The organism is Allobosea sp. TAB14, from assembly GCF_052113865.1.
In the GTDB taxonomy this organism is placed as follows: Bacteria; Pseudomonadota; Alphaproteobacteria; order Rhizobiales; family Beijerinckiaceae; genus Allobosea; species Allobosea spartocytisi.
This window is the reverse complement of sequence record NZ_JBFRDQ010000033.1, coordinates 1-19,505: the sequence shown is the minus strand read 5'-3', so window position 1 is coordinate 19,505 and position 19,505 is coordinate 1. Positions and strand designations below refer to the sequence as shown.

The 19,505-nt window shown below is 67.5% G+C and carries 15 protein-coding genes and 1 tRNA gene; 8 read left to right on the top strand and 8 right to left on the bottom strand.

Annotated elements, in window-relative coordinates; translation table 11 throughout:
* Positions 1-140 precede the first annotated feature (140 nt).
* Positions 141-2,228, bottom strand: a complete 2,088-nt coding sequence (glgX, locus tag AB4Y99_RS07215) for a glycogen debranching protein GlgX (protein WP_441522844.1) — start codon at positions 2,226-2,228, stop codon at positions 141-143.
* Positions 2,229-2,438: 210 nt separating this feature from the next.
* Here glgX and glgA point away from each other — a divergent pair, with 210 nt between their 5' ends.
* Complete coding sequence (gene glgA, locus AB4Y99_RS07210) at positions 2,439-3,968, top strand: glycogen synthase GlgA (protein WP_441522843.1); 1,530 nt, start codon at positions 2,439-2,441, stop codon at positions 3,966-3,968.
* Positions 3,969-4,127: 159 nt separating this feature from the next.
* Here glgA and AB4Y99_RS07205 read toward each other — a convergent pair whose 3' ends face one another.
* A complete protein-coding gene (locus AB4Y99_RS07205; RefSeq protein WP_441522842.1) occupies positions 4,128-4,406 on the bottom strand; it encodes a DUF2934 domain-containing protein in 279 nt (92 codons plus the stop codon).
* A 187-nt stretch (positions 4,407-4,593) separates the two neighbouring features.
* On the opposite strand from AB4Y99_RS07205, the gene glgB reads away from it, so the two are divergent.
* Together glgB and malQ are read left to right on the top strand one after the other, a co-directional pair.
* Complete coding sequence (gene glgB, locus AB4Y99_RS07200; protein ID WP_441522841.1) at positions 4,594-6,804, top strand: 1,4-alpha-glucan branching protein GlgB; 2,211 nt, start codon at positions 4,594-4,596, stop codon at positions 6,802-6,804.
* 60 nt (positions 6,805-6,864) lie between these two features.
* Positions 6,865-8,928, top strand: a complete 2,064-nt coding sequence (malQ, locus tag AB4Y99_RS07195; protein WP_441522840.1) for a 4-alpha-glucanotransferase — start codon at positions 6,865-6,867, stop codon at positions 8,926-8,928.
* A 207-nt stretch (positions 8,929-9,135) separates the two neighbouring features.
* Here malQ and AB4Y99_RS07190 read toward each other — a convergent pair whose 3' ends face one another.
* Entirely contained in the window at positions 9,136-10,596 is a 1,461-nt protein-coding gene (locus AB4Y99_RS07190) for an SNF2-related protein (protein ID WP_441522839.1), read from the bottom strand.
* A gap of 82 nt (positions 10,597-10,678) precedes the next feature.
* Between AB4Y99_RS07190 and AB4Y99_RS07185 the strand changes: the two genes are divergently transcribed.
* Positions 10,679-12,067 carry a M20 family metallopeptidase gene (locus tag AB4Y99_RS07185; protein ID WP_441522838.1) on the top strand — a complete coding sequence of 463 codons (1,389 nt, stop codon included), beginning with the start codon at positions 10,679-10,681 and terminating at the stop codon, positions 12,065-12,067.
* Positions 12,068-12,364: 297 nt separating this feature from the next.
* Positions 12,365-12,952, top strand: a complete 588-nt coding sequence (locus AB4Y99_RS07180) for an acyloxyacyl hydrolase (RefSeq protein WP_248311082.1) — start codon at positions 12,365-12,367, stop codon at positions 12,950-12,952.
* A gap of 18 nt (positions 12,953-12,970) precedes the next feature.
* Here AB4Y99_RS07180 and AB4Y99_RS07175 read toward each other — a convergent pair whose 3' ends face one another.
* The 5 genes from AB4Y99_RS07175 to AB4Y99_RS07155 form a co-directional block, all read right to left on the bottom strand.
* Positions 12,971-13,228: a hypothetical protein gene (locus tag AB4Y99_RS07175; RefSeq protein WP_133563197.1), complete on the bottom strand. Its 258-nt coding sequence runs from the start codon at positions 13,226-13,228 to the stop codon at positions 12,971-12,973.
* 117 nt (positions 13,229-13,345) lie between these two features.
* Positions 13,346-13,768 (bottom strand): MgtC/SapB family protein, encoded by a 423-nt coding sequence (locus tag AB4Y99_RS07170; protein WP_441522837.1) that lies wholly within the window; start codon positions 13,766-13,768, stop codon positions 13,346-13,348.
* A gap of 283 nt (positions 13,769-14,051) precedes the next feature.
* Positions 14,052-14,127, bottom strand: a tRNA-Lys gene (locus AB4Y99_RS07165).
* 141 nt (positions 14,128-14,268) lie between these two features.
* A complete protein-coding gene (locus tag AB4Y99_RS07160; RefSeq protein WP_441522836.1) occupies positions 14,269-15,546 on the bottom strand; it encodes a solute carrier family 23 protein in 1,278 nt (425 codons plus the stop codon).
* Between the two features lie 283 nt (positions 15,547-15,829).
* Positions 15,830-17,395, bottom strand: coding sequence for a 2-isopropylmalate synthase (locus tag AB4Y99_RS07155; protein WP_441522835.1), 1,566 nt, complete (start codon positions 17,393-17,395; stop codon positions 15,830-15,832).
* A gap of 408 nt (positions 17,396-17,803) precedes the next feature.
* Between AB4Y99_RS07155 and AB4Y99_RS07150 the strand changes: the two genes are divergently transcribed.
* From AB4Y99_RS07150 to AB4Y99_RS07140, 3 genes are all read left to right on the top strand, one after another.
* On the top strand, positions 17,804-18,445 hold the full coding sequence (locus AB4Y99_RS07150) for a YoaK family protein (protein WP_038358727.1): 642 nt from the start codon (positions 17,804-17,806) through the stop codon (positions 18,443-18,445).
* Positions 18,446-18,589: 144 nt separating this feature from the next.
* On the top strand, positions 18,590-19,096 hold the full coding sequence (locus tag AB4Y99_RS07145; RefSeq protein WP_038358730.1) for a c-type cytochrome: 507 nt from the start codon (positions 18,590-18,592) through the stop codon (positions 19,094-19,096).
* A gap of 83 nt (positions 19,097-19,179) precedes the next feature.
* Positions 19,180-19,505, top strand: a 326-nt coding sequence (locus AB4Y99_RS07140; protein WP_441522834.1) for a hypothetical protein, incomplete at its 3' end; no start/stop codon positions are given.

Below are 19,505 nucleotides of genomic sequence, written 5' to 3'. Positions count from 1 at the left end.
AGCCTTTCTACGGCAAGCGCAGGCCCTCATCCGGCGCTCCGCGCCACCTTCTCCCATCCGGGAGAAGGGAAAAGCGTCGCGGCTCCGGCGCCTTCATGTCACCTTCATGACGCCCGGGGCCGCCTGCGCCGGAAGCGGCCTCACATCAGCACGATCAGCGATCGCGGCGAGAGCGTGATCTCCTGCTCCGCCTTCAGCCCCTTGCGGCCCTCGTCTGAGTCCGGCCCGGTCTCGGTGTCGAGGACGACAGCCCATGAACCGGCCTTCACCCGCGGCGGAATCCGGAAGACAACCTCTCCGTCGAAGCTGTTGAAAAGAATGAGCGCTTCGTCGCCGCCCTCCTCCACGTCGGGCATGTGCATCAAGAGCCCGATGGCGCGCAGGCCGGGATCGTCCCATTCCTCTTCCTGCTGGTCGCCGCCGCCCGGATTGACCCAGCGCAGCACGCAGCCGTCGCGGTAGGAGGCGCGGCGGAAGATCGGATGCTCGGTCCTCAGCGCGATGACCCGGCGTACGAAAGCGGTCAGCGCCTCGTCCCGTTTCGTCAATTCCTCCCAGCGCAGCCAGGCGGTTTCATTGTCCTGCGCATAGACATTGTTGTTGCCCCGATTGGAGTGGCCGTGCTCGTCGCCGGCCAGGATCATCGGCGTGCCATGCGAGAGCAGAAGAGAGGCGAGCAGATTGCGCTTCTGGCGCTCGCGCACGGCGATGATGCCCTTGTCCTGCGTCGGTCCCTCGGTGCCGTAGTTGAAGGACAGGTTGTGGCCGTGGCCGTCCTTGTTGTCCTCGCCATTCGCCGCGTTGTGCTTGTCGTTGTAGGAAACGAGATCGGCGAGCGTGAAGCCGTCATGGGCGGTGACGAAATTGACGCTCGCCCAGGGCCGCCGCCCGCGCTCATCATAGATGTCGCCCGAGCCTGTGACGCGCGCCGCCAGATCCCGCACCAGGCCTTCATCGCCCTTCCAATAGGCGCGCAGCGTGTCGCGGTACTTGTCGTTCCACTCGGCCCAGCCCGGCGGAAAGCCGCCGACCTGATAGCCCCCCGGCCCGATATCCCAGGGCTCGCCGATCAGCTTGAGCTTGCTCAGCACCGGGTCCTGCCCCATCGCGTCGAAGAAGCCGCCGCGCGGATCGAACCCTTCCGGTTCGCGCCCCAGGATCGTGCCGAGATCGAAGCGGAAGCCGTCGACCTCCATCGCCTCGGCCCAATAGCGCAGCGAATCCATCACCATCTGCAACACGCGCGGATGGCTGGTATTGACCGTGTTCCCGGTGCCGGTGTCGTTGACGTAATAGCGCGGCTTGCCGGCGGTGGTGCGGTAGTACGAGAAGTTGTCGATGCCCTTGAAGGAGAGCGTCGGCCCCAGCTCGTTGCCCTCGGCCGTGTGGTTGTAGACCACGTCGAGGATCACCTCGATGCCGACATCGTGGAAGCGGCGCACCATGTCGCGGAAGGAGGCGAGCCCGCCCCGGCCCTCATAGCGCTGCATCGGCGCGAAGAACCCGATCGTGTTGTAGCCCCAGTAGTTGGAGAGCTTCCTGGCGACGAGATGATGGTCGTCGAGATAGGCCTGYACCGGCAGGAGCTCGACGGAGGTGRCGCCGAGGCTCCTGATGTAGTCGACGACCGCCTTCTCGCCGAGCCCGTCGAAGGTGCCGCGCTTGGCCTCCGGCACGGCCGGGTGCAGCTTGGTGAAGCCGCGCACATGCGTCTCGTAGAAGATCGTGCGATCCCAGGGCACCATCGGCTTCACTGGGGCCTTCGGGTCGGCGCTCCAGTCGCAGACCACGCATTTCGGCATGAAGGGCGCGCTGTCGAGTGTGCTGAAGGTGAGGTCCTTGTCGAGCTTCGCCGCCACCTCATAGCCGTAATGGGCGTCGTCCCAGGCGAGCGCGCCCGAGAACTCCTTGGCGTAGGGGTCGAGCAGCAGCTTGTTCGGGTTGAAGCGGTGGCCTTCCTCGGGCGCGAAGCGGCCATGAACGCGGTAGCCATAGCGCTGGCCCGGCTTCACGCCCGGCAGATAGCCGTGGAAGATCTCGTCGGTATATTCCGGCAGCGTGATCCGCGCCGTCTCGGTCGCCCCGCTCTCGTCGAAGAGGCAGAGCTCGACCCTTTCCGCATAGGCGGAGAACAGCGCGAAATTCGTGCCCTCCCCGTCATGGACGGCGCCGAGCTCGGAAGCCCGGCCGGCTTCGATCCTCAACGCCTGCGCCTGTTTATCCACCATGCCACCCGCCTCTTCTCATCGGCAGGCGATGCGGCGTCCGCAACGGCCCTGTCATATCGCTCCGCCATTCTGTCGCGGAGGTTGCAACGTCCCGCCCATGGCGCGGTTCCGGCGAACCGGCCCCGATCTTGCTTCTTTATTTTGCAGTGCACCCTGGAACCTTAACCTTTGTGATCTGTTCTTGACGGGCGATGTGCCGAGGACGTGACGATGGCGGATCTGAAGCTGGTTGAGACCGACACTGTCTCCTCGACATCCGGCCACGCCTTGATCTACGCCGCCGTCGTCAAGGACGACCCGGCCGAGCGCTCCTCGCCGATCCCGGCGACCACCAAGCTGCTGTTCGTCACCTCCGAAATGGGCGACTTCATCAAGGCCGGCGGCCTCGGCGAGGTTTCGACCGCTTTGCCCCGCCAGCTGCGCGCCTTCTGCGATGTCCGCGTGCTGCTCCCCGGTTTCCGGCAGGTCCGCGCCGCAAGGCCGGCGATGGACATCGTCCGCCAGATGCCGCGCACCGCGAGCCTGCCGCCCTGGTCGCTCGGACGTTTCGCGACGGCTGACGGGCTGACGATCTACGCCGTGCTCTGCGACGAACTCTATGACCGCGAAGGCTCGCCTTACGGCCCCTTCGCCGGCGGAGACTTCGGCGACAACGACCTCCGCTTCGGCCGGCTCTCGCTGGCGGCGGCCGAGATCGCCGCCGGCGAGGCCGATCCCAACTGGAAGCCCGACATCATCCACGTCAATGACTGGCCCTCGTCCCTGGCGCCCGGCTATATGCGCTGGAAGGGCCTGGCGACGCCCTCGATCCTGACGATCCACAATCTCGCCTATCAGGGGCTCTACCAGCCGCAGCGCATGGCTGCGCTCGGCATTCCCGACCTCGCCTTCAACGTCAACGGCGTCGAGTTCCACGGCAAGATCTCGTTCCTGAAGAGCGGCATCTATTACGGCTCGCACGTCACCACCGTCAGCGAGACCTATGCCCACGAGATCACCACGCCCGAGCATGGCTGCGGCCTCGAAGGGCTGCTGAAAACCCGGATGGACGAAGGCCGGCTCACCGGCATCGTGAACGGCATCGACGATAGCTGGAACGCGCTGATCGAAGGCGGCAAGACCTCCGAGCAGATCGTCCGCCAGTGGAAGCGGCGCAACGCCGCCGAGATCCGCAAGACCTTCGAATTGCCGGATTCGCGCGGCCCGCTCTTCTCCATCGTCTCGCGCCTCGTCCACCAGAAGGGCATCGACCTCTCGCTCGAGGCGGCCGAGAGCATCGTCGCCAGCGGCGGCCAGCTCATCGTCACCGGCCGCGGCGAGCCCCGGCTGGAGGAGGCGGTCGAGCGGCTGGCACGGCAATATCCGCGCGCCGTCGCCGCCCGCATCGGCTTCGACGACGGTGAGGCGCGCCGGCTTTTCGCCGCCAGCGATTTCCTGCTGATGCCCTCGCGCTTCGAGCCCTGCGGCCTGAGCCAGATGTATGCCCAGCGCTCCGGCGCCCTGCCGATCGCCTATCGCACCGGCGGCCTCGTCGACACCATCGAGGATGGTCTCTCCGGTTTCCTGTTCTCGTCGCTGACCGGCCAGGGCCTGACCTCGGCGGTGGTGCGCGCCTTCGACGCCTTCCGCACCAAGCGGGCCTTCCGGCAGATGCGCGAGCACGCCATGGCCAAGCGCTTCGACTGGCGCCGCCCCACCTTCCGCTATGCCGATGTCTATGCGCGGGCGCTGGCCGCTTGAGCGGGGGTGGTACCCTGGCGCTGGAAGCGGGTATCGTCCCGGACGCAGCGAAGCGGAGAGCTGGAATCAGGGCTGAGACCCATGCCTGAACCCCGTTCGGACAAGCTCAGGCACGGACCCCGGGTCAAGCCCGGGATGACCGCGTTGTTCGGTGGGATCTCAGCGTTTCTTGGGCGCCGCCTTGGTCGCTGCCGCCTTGAGCGGAGCGACGGCCTTCGGAACAGCGACTTTCGGAGCGGTCTTGGCCGCGCCGGCCTCGACCTTGCCCTTCACCGGCGCTTTCGACTTGGGGATCCCGCCCTTGGGTGCCGGTTCCTTGAGACTCGCCGCGACACGCTCCTCGGCAAGGCGCCAATGTTCGCCGTCGCGTCCGTCGGGGCGTCCCTCCGCCTCCCAGATGGCGTAGGCGGTATCCCTGACGATCTGCTCGCGGCTCATCGACATTCTCCCTGCACCAGGCTGAAACCCGGGGAAACAACCGGGCTGCAAACACTTGGTTCCGTGCGAGAATGAGCGTCGCGGGCAGCATCTTGCGGCCGGAACGGAAAGCGCCTCTGCTGCGTTGCATCATGACCGATTCCGCGAGTGCCGTGGAGTCCTCACCGAACCGGTTCGACCACCCCTGATGCCCCAGTCTTCCGTCCATTTTCCGTCGCTTCCCCCGCACGATATCCTCCTGCTGGAGGAGGCGCGCCATCCCGACCCCTTCGCGGTGCTCGGCCGGCACCGTGTCGGCGACGAGAGCGTGGTGCGCGCCTTCCTGCCCGGCGCCCATTACGTCGAACTCGTCACCGGCGAGGGCGATACGCGCAAGGCCGTGGCCATGATCGCCGAGGGCAACGGGCTCTTCGAGGCCTTGTGCCCGGCCGACGAGCCCTACCGGCTGCGCGTGTCCTGGCCGGACGGCATCATCGAGGCGGCCGATCCCTATGCCTTCGGCCTGCTGCTTTCCGAGGAGGATATCTATCTCTTCGCCGAAGGCCGGCATTTCGACCTCTCGACCCGCCTCGGCGCCAATCCCCGTGTCTTCGACGGTATCGAGGGCGTGCTCTTCGCCGTTTGGGCGCCGAATGCCTCGCATATCTCCGTCGTCGGCGACTTCAACGGCTGGGACGCCCGCCATCACCCGATGCGCCGGCGCCTCGGCCCGGGCATCTGGGAGCTGTTCGTCCCCGGCATCGGCCCCGGCGCGGTCTACAAATATGCGATCGCCGGCCCGCATGGCGAGCCCCTGCCCTGGAAGGCCGACCCGCTCGGCCGCCGGCAGGAGGAGCCACCGCGCACCGGCTCGATCGTCGCCGCCGCGCCGGACTTCGCCTGGAGCGATGCCGAATGGCTGGCGCGGCGCGAGCGCGCCAACCCGGTCAATGAGCCGATGGCGGCCTATGAGGTCCATGTCGGCTCATGGCTGCGCAGCGAATGGGGCCAGATGGGCAGCTGGGACGAGGCGAGCGAGCGCCTGATCCCCTATCTCCAGTACATGGGTTTCAGCCATGTCGAGCTGATGCCGATCACCGAGCATCCTTTCGGCGGCTCCTGGGGTTACCAGCCGCTCGGCCTCTTCGCGCCGACCGCGCGGCTCGGCCCGCCCGAGGCTTTCGCCCGCTTCGTCGATCGCTGCCATGCCGCCGGCATCGGCGTCATCCTCGACTGGGTGCCGGCGCATTTCCCCTCGGACGACCACGGTCTCGCCCGTTTCGACGGCACCGCCCTCTACGAGCACGAAGACCCGCGCCAGGGTTTTCACCGCGACTGGAACACGCTGATCTACAATGTCGGCCGGCGCGAGGTGCGCGGCTTCCTGATCGCCTCGGCGCTATGGTGGGTCGAGACCTTCCATCTCGACGGGCTGCGCGTCGATGCCGTCGCCTCGATGCTCTACCGCGACTACAGCCGCGAGCCCGGCGAATGGGTGCCGAACCAGTATGGCGGGCGCGAGAATCTCGAAGCGGTCTCGTTTTTCCAGGAGCTGAACACGCTGGTCGGCGGCCGCGGGCGCGGCGCCGTTACCATCGCCGAGGAATCGACCGCCTGGCCGGGCGTCACCACCCCGGTCCACCTTGGCGGGCTCGGCTTCCATTTCAAATGGAACATGGGCTGGATGCACGACACGCTGCGCTATTTCGCGCGTGACCCGATCCATCGCGGCCACCATGGCGACGATGTCACCTTCGGACTGATCTACGCCTTCTCGGAGAATTTCGTACTGCCGATCTCGCATGACGAGGTCGTGCACGGCAAAGGCTCGCTGCTGGCGCGCATGCCGGGCGACGACTGGCAGCGCTTCGCCAATCTGCGCCTGTGCCTCGCGCTGATGTGGAGCCATCCCGGCAAGAAGCTTTTGTTCATGGGCTGCGAGTTCGGCGCCGAGCAGGAATGGAATGTCGATGCCCCCTTCCCCTGGCCGGATGATGGCGACACCCGCCGGCGCGGCGCCATGCAGCTCGTCCGCGATCTCAACGCGCTCTACCGCGCGACGCCGGCGCTCTACCGGCTCGACCATGAGCCGGAAGGCTTCGGCTGGGTCATCGCCGACGACAACGCCAATTCCGTCTTCGCCTTCACCCGCTCGGCCGGCGACGGCAAACCGCCGCTCATGGTCGTCGCCAACATGACGCCGGTGCCGCGCCACGACTATCGCATCGGCGTTCCCGCCGCCGGCCTCTGGCGCGAGCGGCTGAACAGCGACGCGGACATCTATGCCGGCTCGGGCCTGGGCAATGGCGGGCAGGCGCGTGCGCAAGCGATCCCCGCCCACGGCCAGCGGCAATCGCTCTCGCTGACCCTGCCGCCGCTGGCGCTGATCGTGCTCGAGCATGGAAGTGCCGGCGGCTAGTGGTGGCTGGATTTCTCATGGCGGCCCGGTTCCGATGACAGACCTCGTGTGGAGCGCACGATGAGCGACGACATCCTGCGCCAGCTTGCAACCCGCGCCGGCATAGCGCCTGAATGGACGGACCAGACCGGCGCGCAGCGTCAGGTTTCGCCCGAGAGTCTGCGCGCCATCCTCGCCGCGCTCGGCCTGCCGGCCGACAATGACGAAGCCTTGCGCAATTCGCTTTCGCTCGCCGAAGGCGGTTCCATGGGCCTGGGCTCCCGCTTCACCACCGCGCGCATCGGCCAGCCGGTCGGCCTGCCGCTCAGGGGCGAGCCGGGACAATCCGTCGAGGTCACGCTCGAAAGCGGGGCTCGCCGCGTCGTGACGACGATCGAAGGCTATGAGGGCGCGCTGACCCTGCCGCCCTTCGACGAACCCGGCTACCACACCGTGCACGCCGCTGAGGGCGACTTCACCGTCGCGACCGCGCCGGAACGCTGCATCACCTTCGCCGATCTGAACGATGGCAGGCCGGGCTGGGGCCTCGCCGCCCAGATCTATTCCCTGCGCAACGCGGAGGATGGCGGCATCGGCCATTTCGGCGGCGTCGCCGCGCTCGGCCGCGCTGCTGCGGCCCGCGGGGCCGATGCGCTGGCGATCAGCCCTGTCCACGCTCTCTATGGCGCGCTGCCCGCTCTGTTCAGCCCCTATTCGCCCTCGACGCGGCTGTTCTACAACCCGCTCCATGCCGACCCGGCCGCTGCATTGCCGGACGCACTCATCCGGGACGTCATCGCGCGACAAGGGCTGGCGGAGGAGATGGCTCGCCTCTCCGCCCTGCCGCAGATCGACTGGCTTTCCGCCACGCCGGCCCGGCAGAGACTGCTGCGCGCCCTGTTCGACGCCTTGCGCGATCCCGCTGCAAGCGGAACCGAGGCCGCCCGCGCCGATTTCGAGCGCCATCTCGCCGAGGCTTCTCCGCTCCTGCGCGGCCACGCGATCTTCGAGGCGCTGCACGCCGTCGAATTGACGCGCGATCCGACCGTCAAAAGCTGGCGCGAATGGCAGCCCGCCTATCGCCACCCCGACAACCCCGAGGTTGCGGCCTTCGCGGCCGAGCATGCCGACGAGATCGCCTATCAGGTCTTCCTGCAATGGCTCACCGGCCGCTCCTATGGAGAAGCCCAGCGCGCCTGCCGCGAGGYCGGCATGAAGGTCGGGCTGATCGCCGATCTCGCCATCGGCATGGACGGTGCGGGCAGCCATGCCTGGAGCCGGCCGGACGACATCCTGCATGGGCTCAGCATCGGCGCCCCGCCCGACTACTACGCCGCAGAGGGGCAGAACTGGGCGCTGACGACCTTCTCGCCGCGCGGCCTCGCCGCCACCGGCTATGCGCCCTTCATCGAGACGCTGCGGGCGAGCCTGCGCTATGTCGGCGGCATCCGCATCGACCATGTCATGGGGATGAGCCGGCTCTGGCTGGTGCCGGAGGGCGCGAGCGCGCTGGAAGGCGCCTATGTCGGCTTCCCCTCCGAGACGCTGTTCCGTCTGATCGCGCTCGAATCCTGGCGCCATCGCGCCATCGTCATCGGCGAGGATCTCGGCACCCTGCCCTATGGCTTCCGCGATTACCTGCACGAGCAAGGCGTCGCGGGCCTGCGCGTGCTGCGCTTCGAACGCACCGATCACGGCTATGTCCCACCGCGGGACTGGGACGCCGGCGCGGTCGCGCTGACCAGCACCCACGACCTCGTGCCAACCGCTGGCTGGTGGGCCGGCTCCGACATCGACCCGGTCGATGACGGCGTCGACCATCAGGGCATTCGCGCCTGGGATCGCGGCCTGCTCTGGGGCTCGTTCCAGAATGCCGGCCTCGTCGAGGGCGAGCGGCCGGAGCCGGACAACACCGACCCGGTCGTCGACGCCGCGATCCGCTACGTCGCAGCCACACCCTGCACGCTGAAGATCCTGCCGATGGAAGACGCGCTCGGCATCAGGACCCAGCCCAACGTGCCCGGAACCATCACCGAAAAGCCGAACTGGCGGCATCGGCTGGAAGGCGATGCGGATGCTTTGCTGGATGACGCGAAGGTGCGGCGGCGGCTGGCCCATCTCGGGCCGGAGCGCGGGGACGCCTGATAGCCCCGCACGCGCTGCCGCCTGAAGCGCGGGAGCCCTCTCCCGAGTGGGAGAGGGTTGGGTGAGGGCCTGCCGTAGCAGCAGTAAAGCGAGCGATATCCGCTGCGTGAGGCGAGGCGTTCTCACGCATGATTGCAGCGGCGGTCCCTCACCCCTGCCCCTCTCCCACTCGGGAGAGGGGTTTCCCGCGCCCTTGCTGGCAAACTCTCAAGCAGCCGCCCGCCCCTCGACGATCTCCGCGATCGCCTCGAGCATCCGCGTGTCGTCACCGGCGAGACCTTCCATCGCCGCCATGCGCTGGATCACCGTCGCGGCGACGGCCTCCTCCACCGTATCCTCGGCATAGGCGTAGAAGATCGTCGCGTGCTGGCCGTCGCGGTGGCAGCGCCCCTCGATCTGCTGAAGCTGGATCGCGCTGTGGCGCATGTCGTGGATCACCAGCGCCCGCTCGCGCTCGCCGCCCGGCATCTCGCCGCGATGCAGCGAGATCGACTCGGTCACGGTGAAGATCACCGCGTCGAGCTGCCCGGTCTGGAAGGCGATCCGCGTCTCCTCGTTCTGCGCGCCGGAATGCTCGCCATTGATTTCAGCCGTACGCCAGCCGCGCCCGCGCAGGGTTTCCGCGAGCATCGCGCTGGTCTCGAGGAAGGCGACGGAGATCGCGACCTGCTCGTCGTTGCCGAGCAAATCCTCGCAGAAATCGGCCGTGCCGGCGATGCGCAGCAGGCTTCCCTTCTGGCGGAAGCGCAGATCGGCGGCCCAGCCCTGCGGCTTGCGCGTCGAGCCGCCGGCAAGCCCGAGCTCCTTGCGGAATTCGCGCCAGGTCGCCTCGTAGAGCTTGCGGGACGGCGCATCCAGCGCGACGGGCGCAAGCTCCCGCTGCACCTCCGGCCAACCGGCGATCTCCTCGGGCCGGCGGCGCAGGCCGATGGCGTTCGCGCCGCGATAGAGCAGATCGGCCATCACCTTGCGGTCGGTCTCGTTCGGCTCCCAGCTCCAGTTCTTCCAGCGCCCCTTGGCCCGGCCGATCTTCAATCGCTTCATCAGCGCGCGAAAACCATCGAGATCGGCTGATGGCATGCCCGCAGCCTTGGCCAGCAGGGCTGAGAGATAGGAGAGCTCATGCGGCGACTGGCCGGCGGTCGCGCTCATATAGATCGTGAAATCGGCGGCTGCCGCCATCTGCCGGCAGACCAGCCCCTGCTGCGAATACGGGTTGCGGATGCGGTGTGCCTCGTCGATCACCACGAGCGGCCAGATGCGCTTGGGCGTGCCAAGCTTCGCCAGCTCGTTGTTCTTGGCGCGGGTCGAGCGCTTCTTCGAGTCCGCCGGCGGGGCGAGCAGCGACTTCGTCTTCTCGAAATTCATCAGCGTCACCCGCTTCGCCGGCAGGCCGGACAGCGCGATGGTGCGCCGCCATTGCGGGATCGCGCCCTTGGGACAGATCACCAGGATCTCCTCCTCCGGCATGGCCGAAAGCGCGAGCCAGGCCGAGAGCGTCTTGCCCAGACCGGTGAGGTCTCCGAGCAGGAAGCCGGCCGCCCCCTTCGCCCGTGCGGCCAGGATGGCGTCGCGCGCGACGAGCTGATGCGGATGGGGGATGAAGGTCATGGGCGACGAAGCGTGGTTCCGGCAGACGGCGCCACAGATGCCCTGATCGTCCGGCATGGCGCATCCCGCTCTCTTGGCACTGGCGAAAGCCGGCGTCCACCGGCACTGTGCCGGCCTCGAATCCGGGAGAGGACCGACGATGACCCGCGCGCAGGCGATTGCGAAAGCTCAGGACTATTTCGATTCAGGCCGCATGAAGAGCGACCTCGCACGCCTCGTCGCGATGCCCAGCGAAAGCCAGAACCCCGATCGCGCGCCCGTCCTCTCCGAATATCTCGATCTGGAGATGCGCCCGCTGCTGGAGAAGCTCGGCTTCGCCTGCCGCATCCTGACCCATCCCAAGGCCAAGGGCCCCTTCCTCTATGCCGAGCGCATCGAGGACCCTGCCCTGCCGACCATTCTCGGCTACGGCCATGGCGACGTCATCCGCGGCCTCGACGCGCAATGGAGCGAAGGCCTCTCACCCTGGAAGCTCGTCGAGAAGAACGGCCGCTGGTACGGCCGCGGCGTCGTCGACAACAAGGGTCAGCACCTGATCAACCTGAACGGCCTGCGCACCGTGCTGGAGACGCGCGGCAAGCTCGGCTTCAACGCCAAATATCTGATCGAGATGGGCGAGGAATCGGGCTCGCCCGGCCTGCGCGAGCTCTGCGCCGACGAGGCCGAGCTGCTCAAGGCCGATATCCTGATCGCCTCGGACGGGCCGCGCCTCAATGCCGAGCGCCCGACGGTGTTCTTGGGCGCCCGCGGCGTCATCACCTTCGACCTGCAGATCAAGGCCCGCGATGCCGGCCACCATTCCGGCAATTGGGGCGGACTGCTGTCCGATCCGGCGATCCAGCTCGCCCATGCCATCGCCTCGATCACCTCGCCCACCGGCCAGATCCGCATCCAAGAATGGGTGCCGAAGGAGTTGCCCGCCGCGGTGCGCCGTGCGGTCGCCGATTGCGAGGTCGATGGCGGGCCGGACGGCCCGCAGATCGATCCGAACTGGGGCGAGGCCGGCCTCACGCCCGCCGAACAGGTCTTCGGTTGGTGCTCCTTCGATGTGCTCGCGATGAAGTCCGGCGTGCYGGAAACGCCGGTCAACGCCGTCCCGCCGAGCGCCTGGGCCCGCTGCGGCCTGCGCTTCGTCGTCGGCATCGACCCGCATGACGTCGTTCCGGCACTGCGCCGTCATCTCGACCGCCACGGCTTCCCGATGGTCGAGATCGTCACGCCCGGCACGGAGCGCTTCGGCGCGACGCGGCTCGATCCGGACGACGCCTGGGTGCAGTTCACCATCGATTCGATCGCGAAGAGCACGGGCAAGAAGCCGGCGCTGCTGCCCAATCTCGGCGGCTCCCTGCCCAACGACATCTTCGCCGAGATCCTGAAGCTGCGCACCATCTGGGTGCCGCATTCCTATCCCGGCTGCCAGCAGCACGCCCCGGACGAGCACCTGCCCATCGCCATCGCCCGCGAGGGGCTGACCGCCATGGCCGGGCTCTACTGGGACATCGGCTCGGGCGAGGCGCCAGCGCTCTAAGATCTGCCGAGCTTCAGGGAAATGCACCGACATTTCCGGCCAGCCATCCTCGGGCCGACCTTGGTCGGAACCGAGGAGGAGCGCCGCGGCGCCGATCCCGGATCCGTTGTCAGGCGCCGTGTTCTGTGATGGATTTCGGCCATAAGCAGAATGTCCCGCAGTGACGGCCGCCTGCAACAAGTGGCGACGGCGCCACACCTGTCATTAACGAATTGCAAACCATGTTTTGGCGATTCTCCCTGGCACGAGATTTGTTAGCCTTGGCGAATCACAGCGGGGATTCGACGCATGCGGTCTATGCAGTTGTCTCTGGGCGTCCTGCTCTTGGTTATGGTCGGCCTCCTCGGCTTCGAGGCCGCCAACGCGGCTGATCTCACAACTCCCCTGGCCTATGCGCCGCCAGCCGTCGGGGTCGGCCTGATCTCTGAGTTGCGTGGCGGCGTTCTCGCGCATAATCCCGCCGGACGAGAGAGCGGCAGCGCGGACGTCAATCTCGAGCTCCTCTTCGTCAAGCCGTTCCAGCCGGCAGATCCGGTGATGGCGTTCTTCGTGCCGCGCATCCATCTCGGCACCACCATCAACACCGCCGGCGATACCAGCCATGTCTATGCCGGCTTCACCTGGACCTATGACTTCACCGACAAGCTCTTCGCCGAAGCCAGCTTCGGCCTGGGCTTCCACAATGGCAAGACGAGCGACTTCGTTCCGCGGAACAGGCTCGCCCTCGGTTGCTCGCCTCTGTTTCGTGAATCCGCCTCGCTGGGCTACCGCATCAGCCAGAACTGGAGCGTCATGGCCACGGTCGAGCATTTGTCGAACGCCGGCCTCTGCAACGACAATCAGGGCATGACCAATTACGGCGTGCGCGTCGGCTACGTCTTCTGAAGATCGACCGGACGCCCCTCACTCCTGCGGCTGGCGCGGATCGCGCCCGGGCGGCAGGTCGACGGGCGTGGCCGGAGGAGCTTCCGGCGGCGCATTGGGCGGCAGCTCCGGCGGCGGCTCGGTCGGGATGCCCTGAGGCTCCGCATCGGGCGGAACCTCAACCGGCGGCGCTGGCGGCACCTGGCCCGGCGTCAAGGGCGGTGCCTCCGGCGGCGGATCGGGAACGGCTGGAGTGTTGCCGGGCCCAGCAACGAGCCCATGAGCAGATATCGTCATGTGTGATCGACCTTCCTGCGAAGGGAACGTCGCAATCGCGCAAAGGTTCGTCCGCCGCCGGCCGGCAAGCCGAGACAGCCCCCTATCGCCCGCGCAGGCACGCCGGAATGGAAGCTCCTAATCCGCCTTCGGGCCGTCGTCCCGTAGCTCTTTCGGCGGTGGCGGTCGTCCGGCGACCCAGCGCTCCACCGAATGGTCGAGGAAGAGCAGGACCAGCGCCAGCACCGTCGCGGCTCCGGCGACCTGCCAATGCCCGAGTCCGGCCGCGCAGCCCAGCGCCGCCGTGACCCAGATCGCGGCCGCCGTCGTCAGCCCGTGCGGCATCAGGTCGTTGTTGCGGCGGATGATCAGCCCGGCCCCGAGAAAACCGATCCCGGTCAGAACGCCCTGAACGATACGGCTTGCCGCGTCGGGATGCAGCGTCTCGCTGAACAGGCTGGAAACCGCTGCGGTCCCCAGCCCGACGAGGCCGAAGGTCCGGATGCCGACATTCTTGTGCCGCACCGTCCGCTGCCAGCCGATGACGAGGCCGGCAGCCATGCCGATCATCAATCGAAGAAGCTGTTCCGCTTCCACTGCCGCCCCCATCCGCTCACTGTCCGATCCCGGCCGATCCACCATGAGCCGGAGGCTGCCCTCCGGTCCAGTGGCACAATGGGTTCGACCCCGGCGTCCGAGGATTCCACGACGGTGAAGCGGAAGCGCGAATGTCGCGCGACGACATGAACCGCGCGAGGCTTTCGCAGGCTCGCCTCATCCCCCGGCCCGTCGCAAGGCGCAGTGCCTTCCGGAGTTCAGGCTTTTGATTTTTCAGGAAAATCCGTGGTGGGTGATGTAGGGCTCGAACCTACGACCCGCTGATTAAGAGTCAGCTGCTCTACCAACTGAGCTAATCACCCATACGCCACGAAGCGTCGCCGTCGCGGCGGTGATGGCCGCGTCAGGCAGGGCGCGTGTAGCAAAGGCCCCCCGCCCTGTCCACCCATCCATGACAGAAATTTTGCAGGCCCGCCGAATTTCTGCGACGAGCCTGTGAATTGTCACGCCGCGCGGCGGTTGAGCAGGTGATAGAGCGCGATCGCACCGAAGGTCGCCGTGCCGATGCCGCCGAGCTCGTAGCCGAAGATCGGCAGCTTGAGGTCGCCCGCGCCGAGGATCAGAGCCGTCGCGACGGTGATCAGGTTCTTCGGCTCGGAGAAATCGGCCTTGTTCTCGACCCAGATCCGGCCCGCCGTGGCGGCGATCAGGCCGAAGACCACGACCGCGAGCCCGCCCAGCACCGCGACGGGGATCGTCCCGATCACCGCACCGAATTTCGGCGAGAAGCCGAGCAGGATCGCGATGATGCCGGCCGCGACAAAGACCAGCGTCGAATAGACCCGCGTCACCGCCATCACGCCCATGTTCTCGGCATAGGTGGTGACACCGGTTCCGCCGCCCGCGCCCGCGATCACGGTGCCCAGCCCGTCGGCGATGAAGCCGCGGCCGATCAGATGGTCGAAATTGCGCCCGGTCATCACCGAGATGCCTTTGATATGGCCGAGATTCTCCGCGACCAGGATGATCGCGACCGGCACGATCAGCGCCATCGCCTTGGTGTCGAAAACCGGCGCCACGAAATGCGGCAGTCCGAACCAGGCGGCCGCGCCGATCTTGCCGAAATCGATCGCCGGCGCGCCGAAGCTCGGCGCGGTCAGCGCGTAGAGGATATAGGCGGCAAGCCCGCCGATCAGCACGGGCAGGCGCTGCGCCAGGCCGCGCCCATAGACCGCGACCAGCGCCACCGCGACGACGGTGAAGAGCGCGATCCACTTGGTATAGGGGCTGGCCGAGATCATGCCGATCGCGACCGAGGTCAGGTTGAGGCCGATCGCGGCGACGACCGCGCCGGTCACCACCGGCGGCAGCAGCGTCTCGATCCAGCGCGTACCCACCGCCTGCACGATGCCGCCGATCACCGCATAGACCACGCCGCAGGCGATGATGCCGCCGAGCGCCACGCCGATATTCGGATTGGGGCCGGAACCGGCATAGCCCGTCGCCGCGAGGACGACGCCGATGAAGGCGAAGGAGGAGCCGAGATAGCTCGGCAACTGCCCGCGCGTGATGACGAAGAACAGCAGCGTCGCGATGCCCGAGAAGAAGATCGCGACATTGGGGTCGAAGCCCATCAGCAACGGCGCGAGCACGGTCGAGCCGAACATCGCAACGACATGCTGCAGGCCGGCGACGACGGTCTGTCCCGCCGGCAGCCGCTCATCGGGCAGCACGGCGCCCGAGGTCTTCAAGGTCCAGTTCGGAAAATAGCCCATCGCCATCGCTCCCCCGGGTCGCCGGGGAGCGACCGCACCGGAAGAGCAGATGAAGGCAAGAGCGGGGCCGGCGCCAGATGGCGCCGGCGTCATCCACCGGAATCAGGAGAAATCGGCCGTCATACCCCGGGCTTGACCCGGCAATCCCCTCCCCCTTTGCGGGAGAAGGTCAGGGTGAGGGGTCGCGCGACGCCGATCGCGAGCCGAACACCGCAGCTTTCGGACCTGTGCGACCCCTCATCCGGCCCTGCGGGCCACCTTCTCCCGCAAGGGGAGAAGGGATTGCGCCTTACTCTGCCGCCTGTGCGTGCAGGCGCCCGCCCCGCGCGATCAGCTTGTTGAGCGCCACCAGATAGGCCTTGGCCGAAGCGACCAGCGTATCCGGATCGGCGCCGCGGCCGGTGACCGACGAGCCGTCGCGCGAGAGCCGCACCGTCACCTCGGCCAGCGCATCGGTGCCCTCGGTCACGGCATGGACGTCGTAGAGCTCCAGCGCCACCTCATGCGGCACGATCGCCTTGATCGCATTGAAGATGGCGTCGATCGGCCCGTTGCCCTCGACCTCCTCGGTGACGTGACGCCCCTCGACGTCCAGCTTCATGGTGGCGCGCTGCGGGCCGCGCGTGCCCGCGATCACCGTCAGCGATTCCAGCTTGATCCGGTCATGAGCGGTGGCGATGTTCTCGTCGACCAGCGCCTCGATATCCTCGTCGTAGACATGCTTCTTGCGGTCGGCCAGCGCCTTGAAGCGGGTGAAGGCGTCCTCGAGCTGGTTGTCGCCCAGCTCGTAGCCCATCTCCTTCAGCTTGGAGCGGAAGGCGGCGCGGCCGGAATGCTTGCCCATCACCAGCGAGGTCTTGGTCACGCCGACCGAGGCCGGCGTCATGATCTCGTAGGTGGTGTTGTTCTTCAGCATGCCGTCCTGGTGGATGCCGCTCTCATGCGCGAAAGCGTTCCGTCCGACGATCGCCTTGTTGTACTGCACCGGGAAGGAGCAGGCCCCGGAGACCGCCTTCGAGACGCGCATCAGCTGCGTCGCGTCGATCCCGGTCTCGTAGGGCATCACGTCGCCGCGCACCCGCAGCGCCATCACGATCTCTTCCAGCGCCGCATTGCCGGCGCGCTCGCCGATGCCGTTGATGGTGCATTCGACCTGCCTTGCGCCGCCCTCGATCGCCGCCAGCGAATTGGCGACCGCGAGGCCCAGATCATTGTGGCAATGGGCCGAGAAGATCGCCTTGTCGGCATTCGGGACGCGCTCGCGGACCGCCTTGAACATGGCGCGGTATTCGTCGGGCGTGGCATAGCCGACCGTGTCGGGCAGGTTGATCGTGGTCGCGCCGGCCTTGATCGCGGTCTCGACTGYGCGGCAGAGATAATCGATCGGCGTGCGCGTGGCATCCATGCCGGACCACTCGACATCCTCGACCAGGTTGCGGGCCTGCGTCACCGTCGCGGTGATGATGTCCAGCACTTCCTGCTGGCTCTTGCGCATCTGGTATTCCAGATGGATCGGCGAGACCGAGACGAAGGTGTGGATGCGCGGCTTCGCGGCATGGCGCACCGCTTCGCCGGCGCGGGCGATATCGGCGCTGATCGCGCGGGCGAGGCCGGCAACCGTGGCGCGCTTCAGCCGGCGCGCGATCTCCGAGACGGCCTCGAAATCGCCTTCCGAGGCGATCGGGAAGCCGGCCTCGATGATGTCCACGCCCATGATGTCGAGAGCATCGGCGACCTCCAGCTTCTCCTCGAAGGTCATGGTCGCGCCCGGGCACTGCTCGCCGTCGCGCAAGGTGGTGTCGAAAATCAGCACGCGCTCTTTCGAGGAGCCGCCGGTCTGGGTCGGGTTCGTCATGSTCTGCTTCCGGTGTCGGTGCGCCGCTGCGGTCGATGAGGGCGCGGGGTTTCTATTGGCGGTTCTCGTCAATCCCCTGAGCGCCCAGGCAGCATGCCCGGCCGGCCCTCAGGGGCGGCTAAGGAGAAGAAGGCCAAGAAGCGAGAGCGGAGCGCGAGCGCACATGCCGACGATCTGCGCAGCGGCGCAGTCCTTCGTCAGGTCATGGCGGGCGGTCGAGACCACGGGCGTTCCTCAAATCGACGGGACAGGATGTAACCGAAAGAACCGCCCGAGCGCAAGCATGTGTCTCATGCCTCGCAGGACAAATGACAGAGGCCCTCTGTGGATTATGCTGCCGTTGCGCGATTCGGCCGGCGGTCGCGCCGCGCTGGAGACCCGGCCTCGCGCTGCCGGAGACCCGCGCCCATGATGCGCTACGACCGCCCCGCCATCGGGCTCGCCTTCTGCCTCACCGGCCTTGCCGGCTTCGTCGACGCGCTCGGCTTCCTCAGTCTCGGCGGCTTCTTCGTTTCCTTCATGAGCGGCAACACCACCCGCCTCGCGATCGAGCTCGCGGGGCGCCATGCCGGTGGCATCGCGCTGGCAGCGATGATCCTCGGGCTCTTCGTCGGCGGCGTCATCTGCGGCTCGCTCGCCGGGCATTTCGGGCATCGACGGCGCAAGGCGTCGGTGCTGGCCTTCGTGACCCTCGCCCTCCTGATCTCGGCCTCGCTCGACAGGTTGGGCCTGAGCATGGCCGGAGCCGGCGTCCTGGCGCTGGCCATGGGCGCCGAGAACGGCGTCTTCCAGCGCGACGGCGAGGTCTCGATCGGGCTGACCTACATGACCGGCACGCTGGTGAAGATGGGCCAGCGCATCGCCGGCGCCCTGCTCGGCGGGCCGAAGCTCGCCTTCCTGCGCCATTTCATCCTCTGGCTCGGCCTGCTCGGCGGCGCGATCATGGGCGCCGTGGCCCATGGCCGGATCGGGCTGGACGCGATCTGGCTCGCGGCGGCGGCCGCGGCGGTCTTCACCGTGCTGGCCCTCTTCATCCCCGAACACGACTAGATTTTGGGCCAGGCGGAGCCGCTGCCCTTCTTTCCCGAAGATTGGAGCAATGCTAAGCTGCCCCAACGTCACCTATGCCGGGAGGTGACGGGACCGGACGGGCGAAGTCCGGTCGGGCGGCCGGTTCGAGCGCTGGGGACAGTCATGCGGCAAGCGATCTTGGGCGCGCTCACCCTCTTTGCCCTCGCGGTGCCGGCGGCCCTCACCGCGCAGACGGCCCCATCGCAGGAGAAGCTGAGGCGCGGCGAATACCTCGCGAACATCATGGATTGCGCCGGCTGCCACACGCCCGGCATCTTTCTCGGCAAGCCGGACATGCAACGCCGGCTGGCGGGATCGGAGGTCGGCTTTCACATTCCGGGCCTCGGCACCTTCTTTCCGCCCAATCTCACATCCGACCATGAGACGGGGCTGGGCTCCTGGTCGGAGACTGACATCGTCAAGGCCGTCCGCCTGGGAACCCGGCCCGACGGCCGCATCCTCGCTCCCGCCATGCCCTACAAGGCCTATGGCAAGCTGAACGACGCCGACGCTTTCGCGCTCGCTGCCTATCTCAAGAGCCTGAAGCCCATCGCGAACCGGGTCCCGGCGATCATCGGCCCCGACGAAAAGGCGACCGCTCCCCGCCTCTCCGTCGTCATGCCGCAATAGAGAGCGGGTCGAGCGGCCGCGCGATTTCACTGATCGCGAGAATCAGACATCGTCGGCCCGACTTGCATCTGCGGAGTTTTCCGATGCGCCATCTGCCTGTTCTTGCATTCTCCGCCACCCTGCTGTCGGCCTGCCAGACGGCTTCCGTAGCGACACCGCCCGCCCCGCCGCCTGAACAGGCAGCGCCGGGCGTGACGCCCTCGACCTTCCATATGCCGACTGGCAGCGGCTGCGCCGGCGAGATCGCCCGCTTCCAGGCCGTGCTCGACAACGACGTCGCCATCGGCCACACGACGAAGAGCGTGCATGATCGCGCCAGCGCCGATCTCAGCCGCGCCAGCGCGACCTGTTCCGCCGGGAACGAGGGAGCAGCCCTGGGCCAGCTCCACGAAATCGCGCGCGACCGATG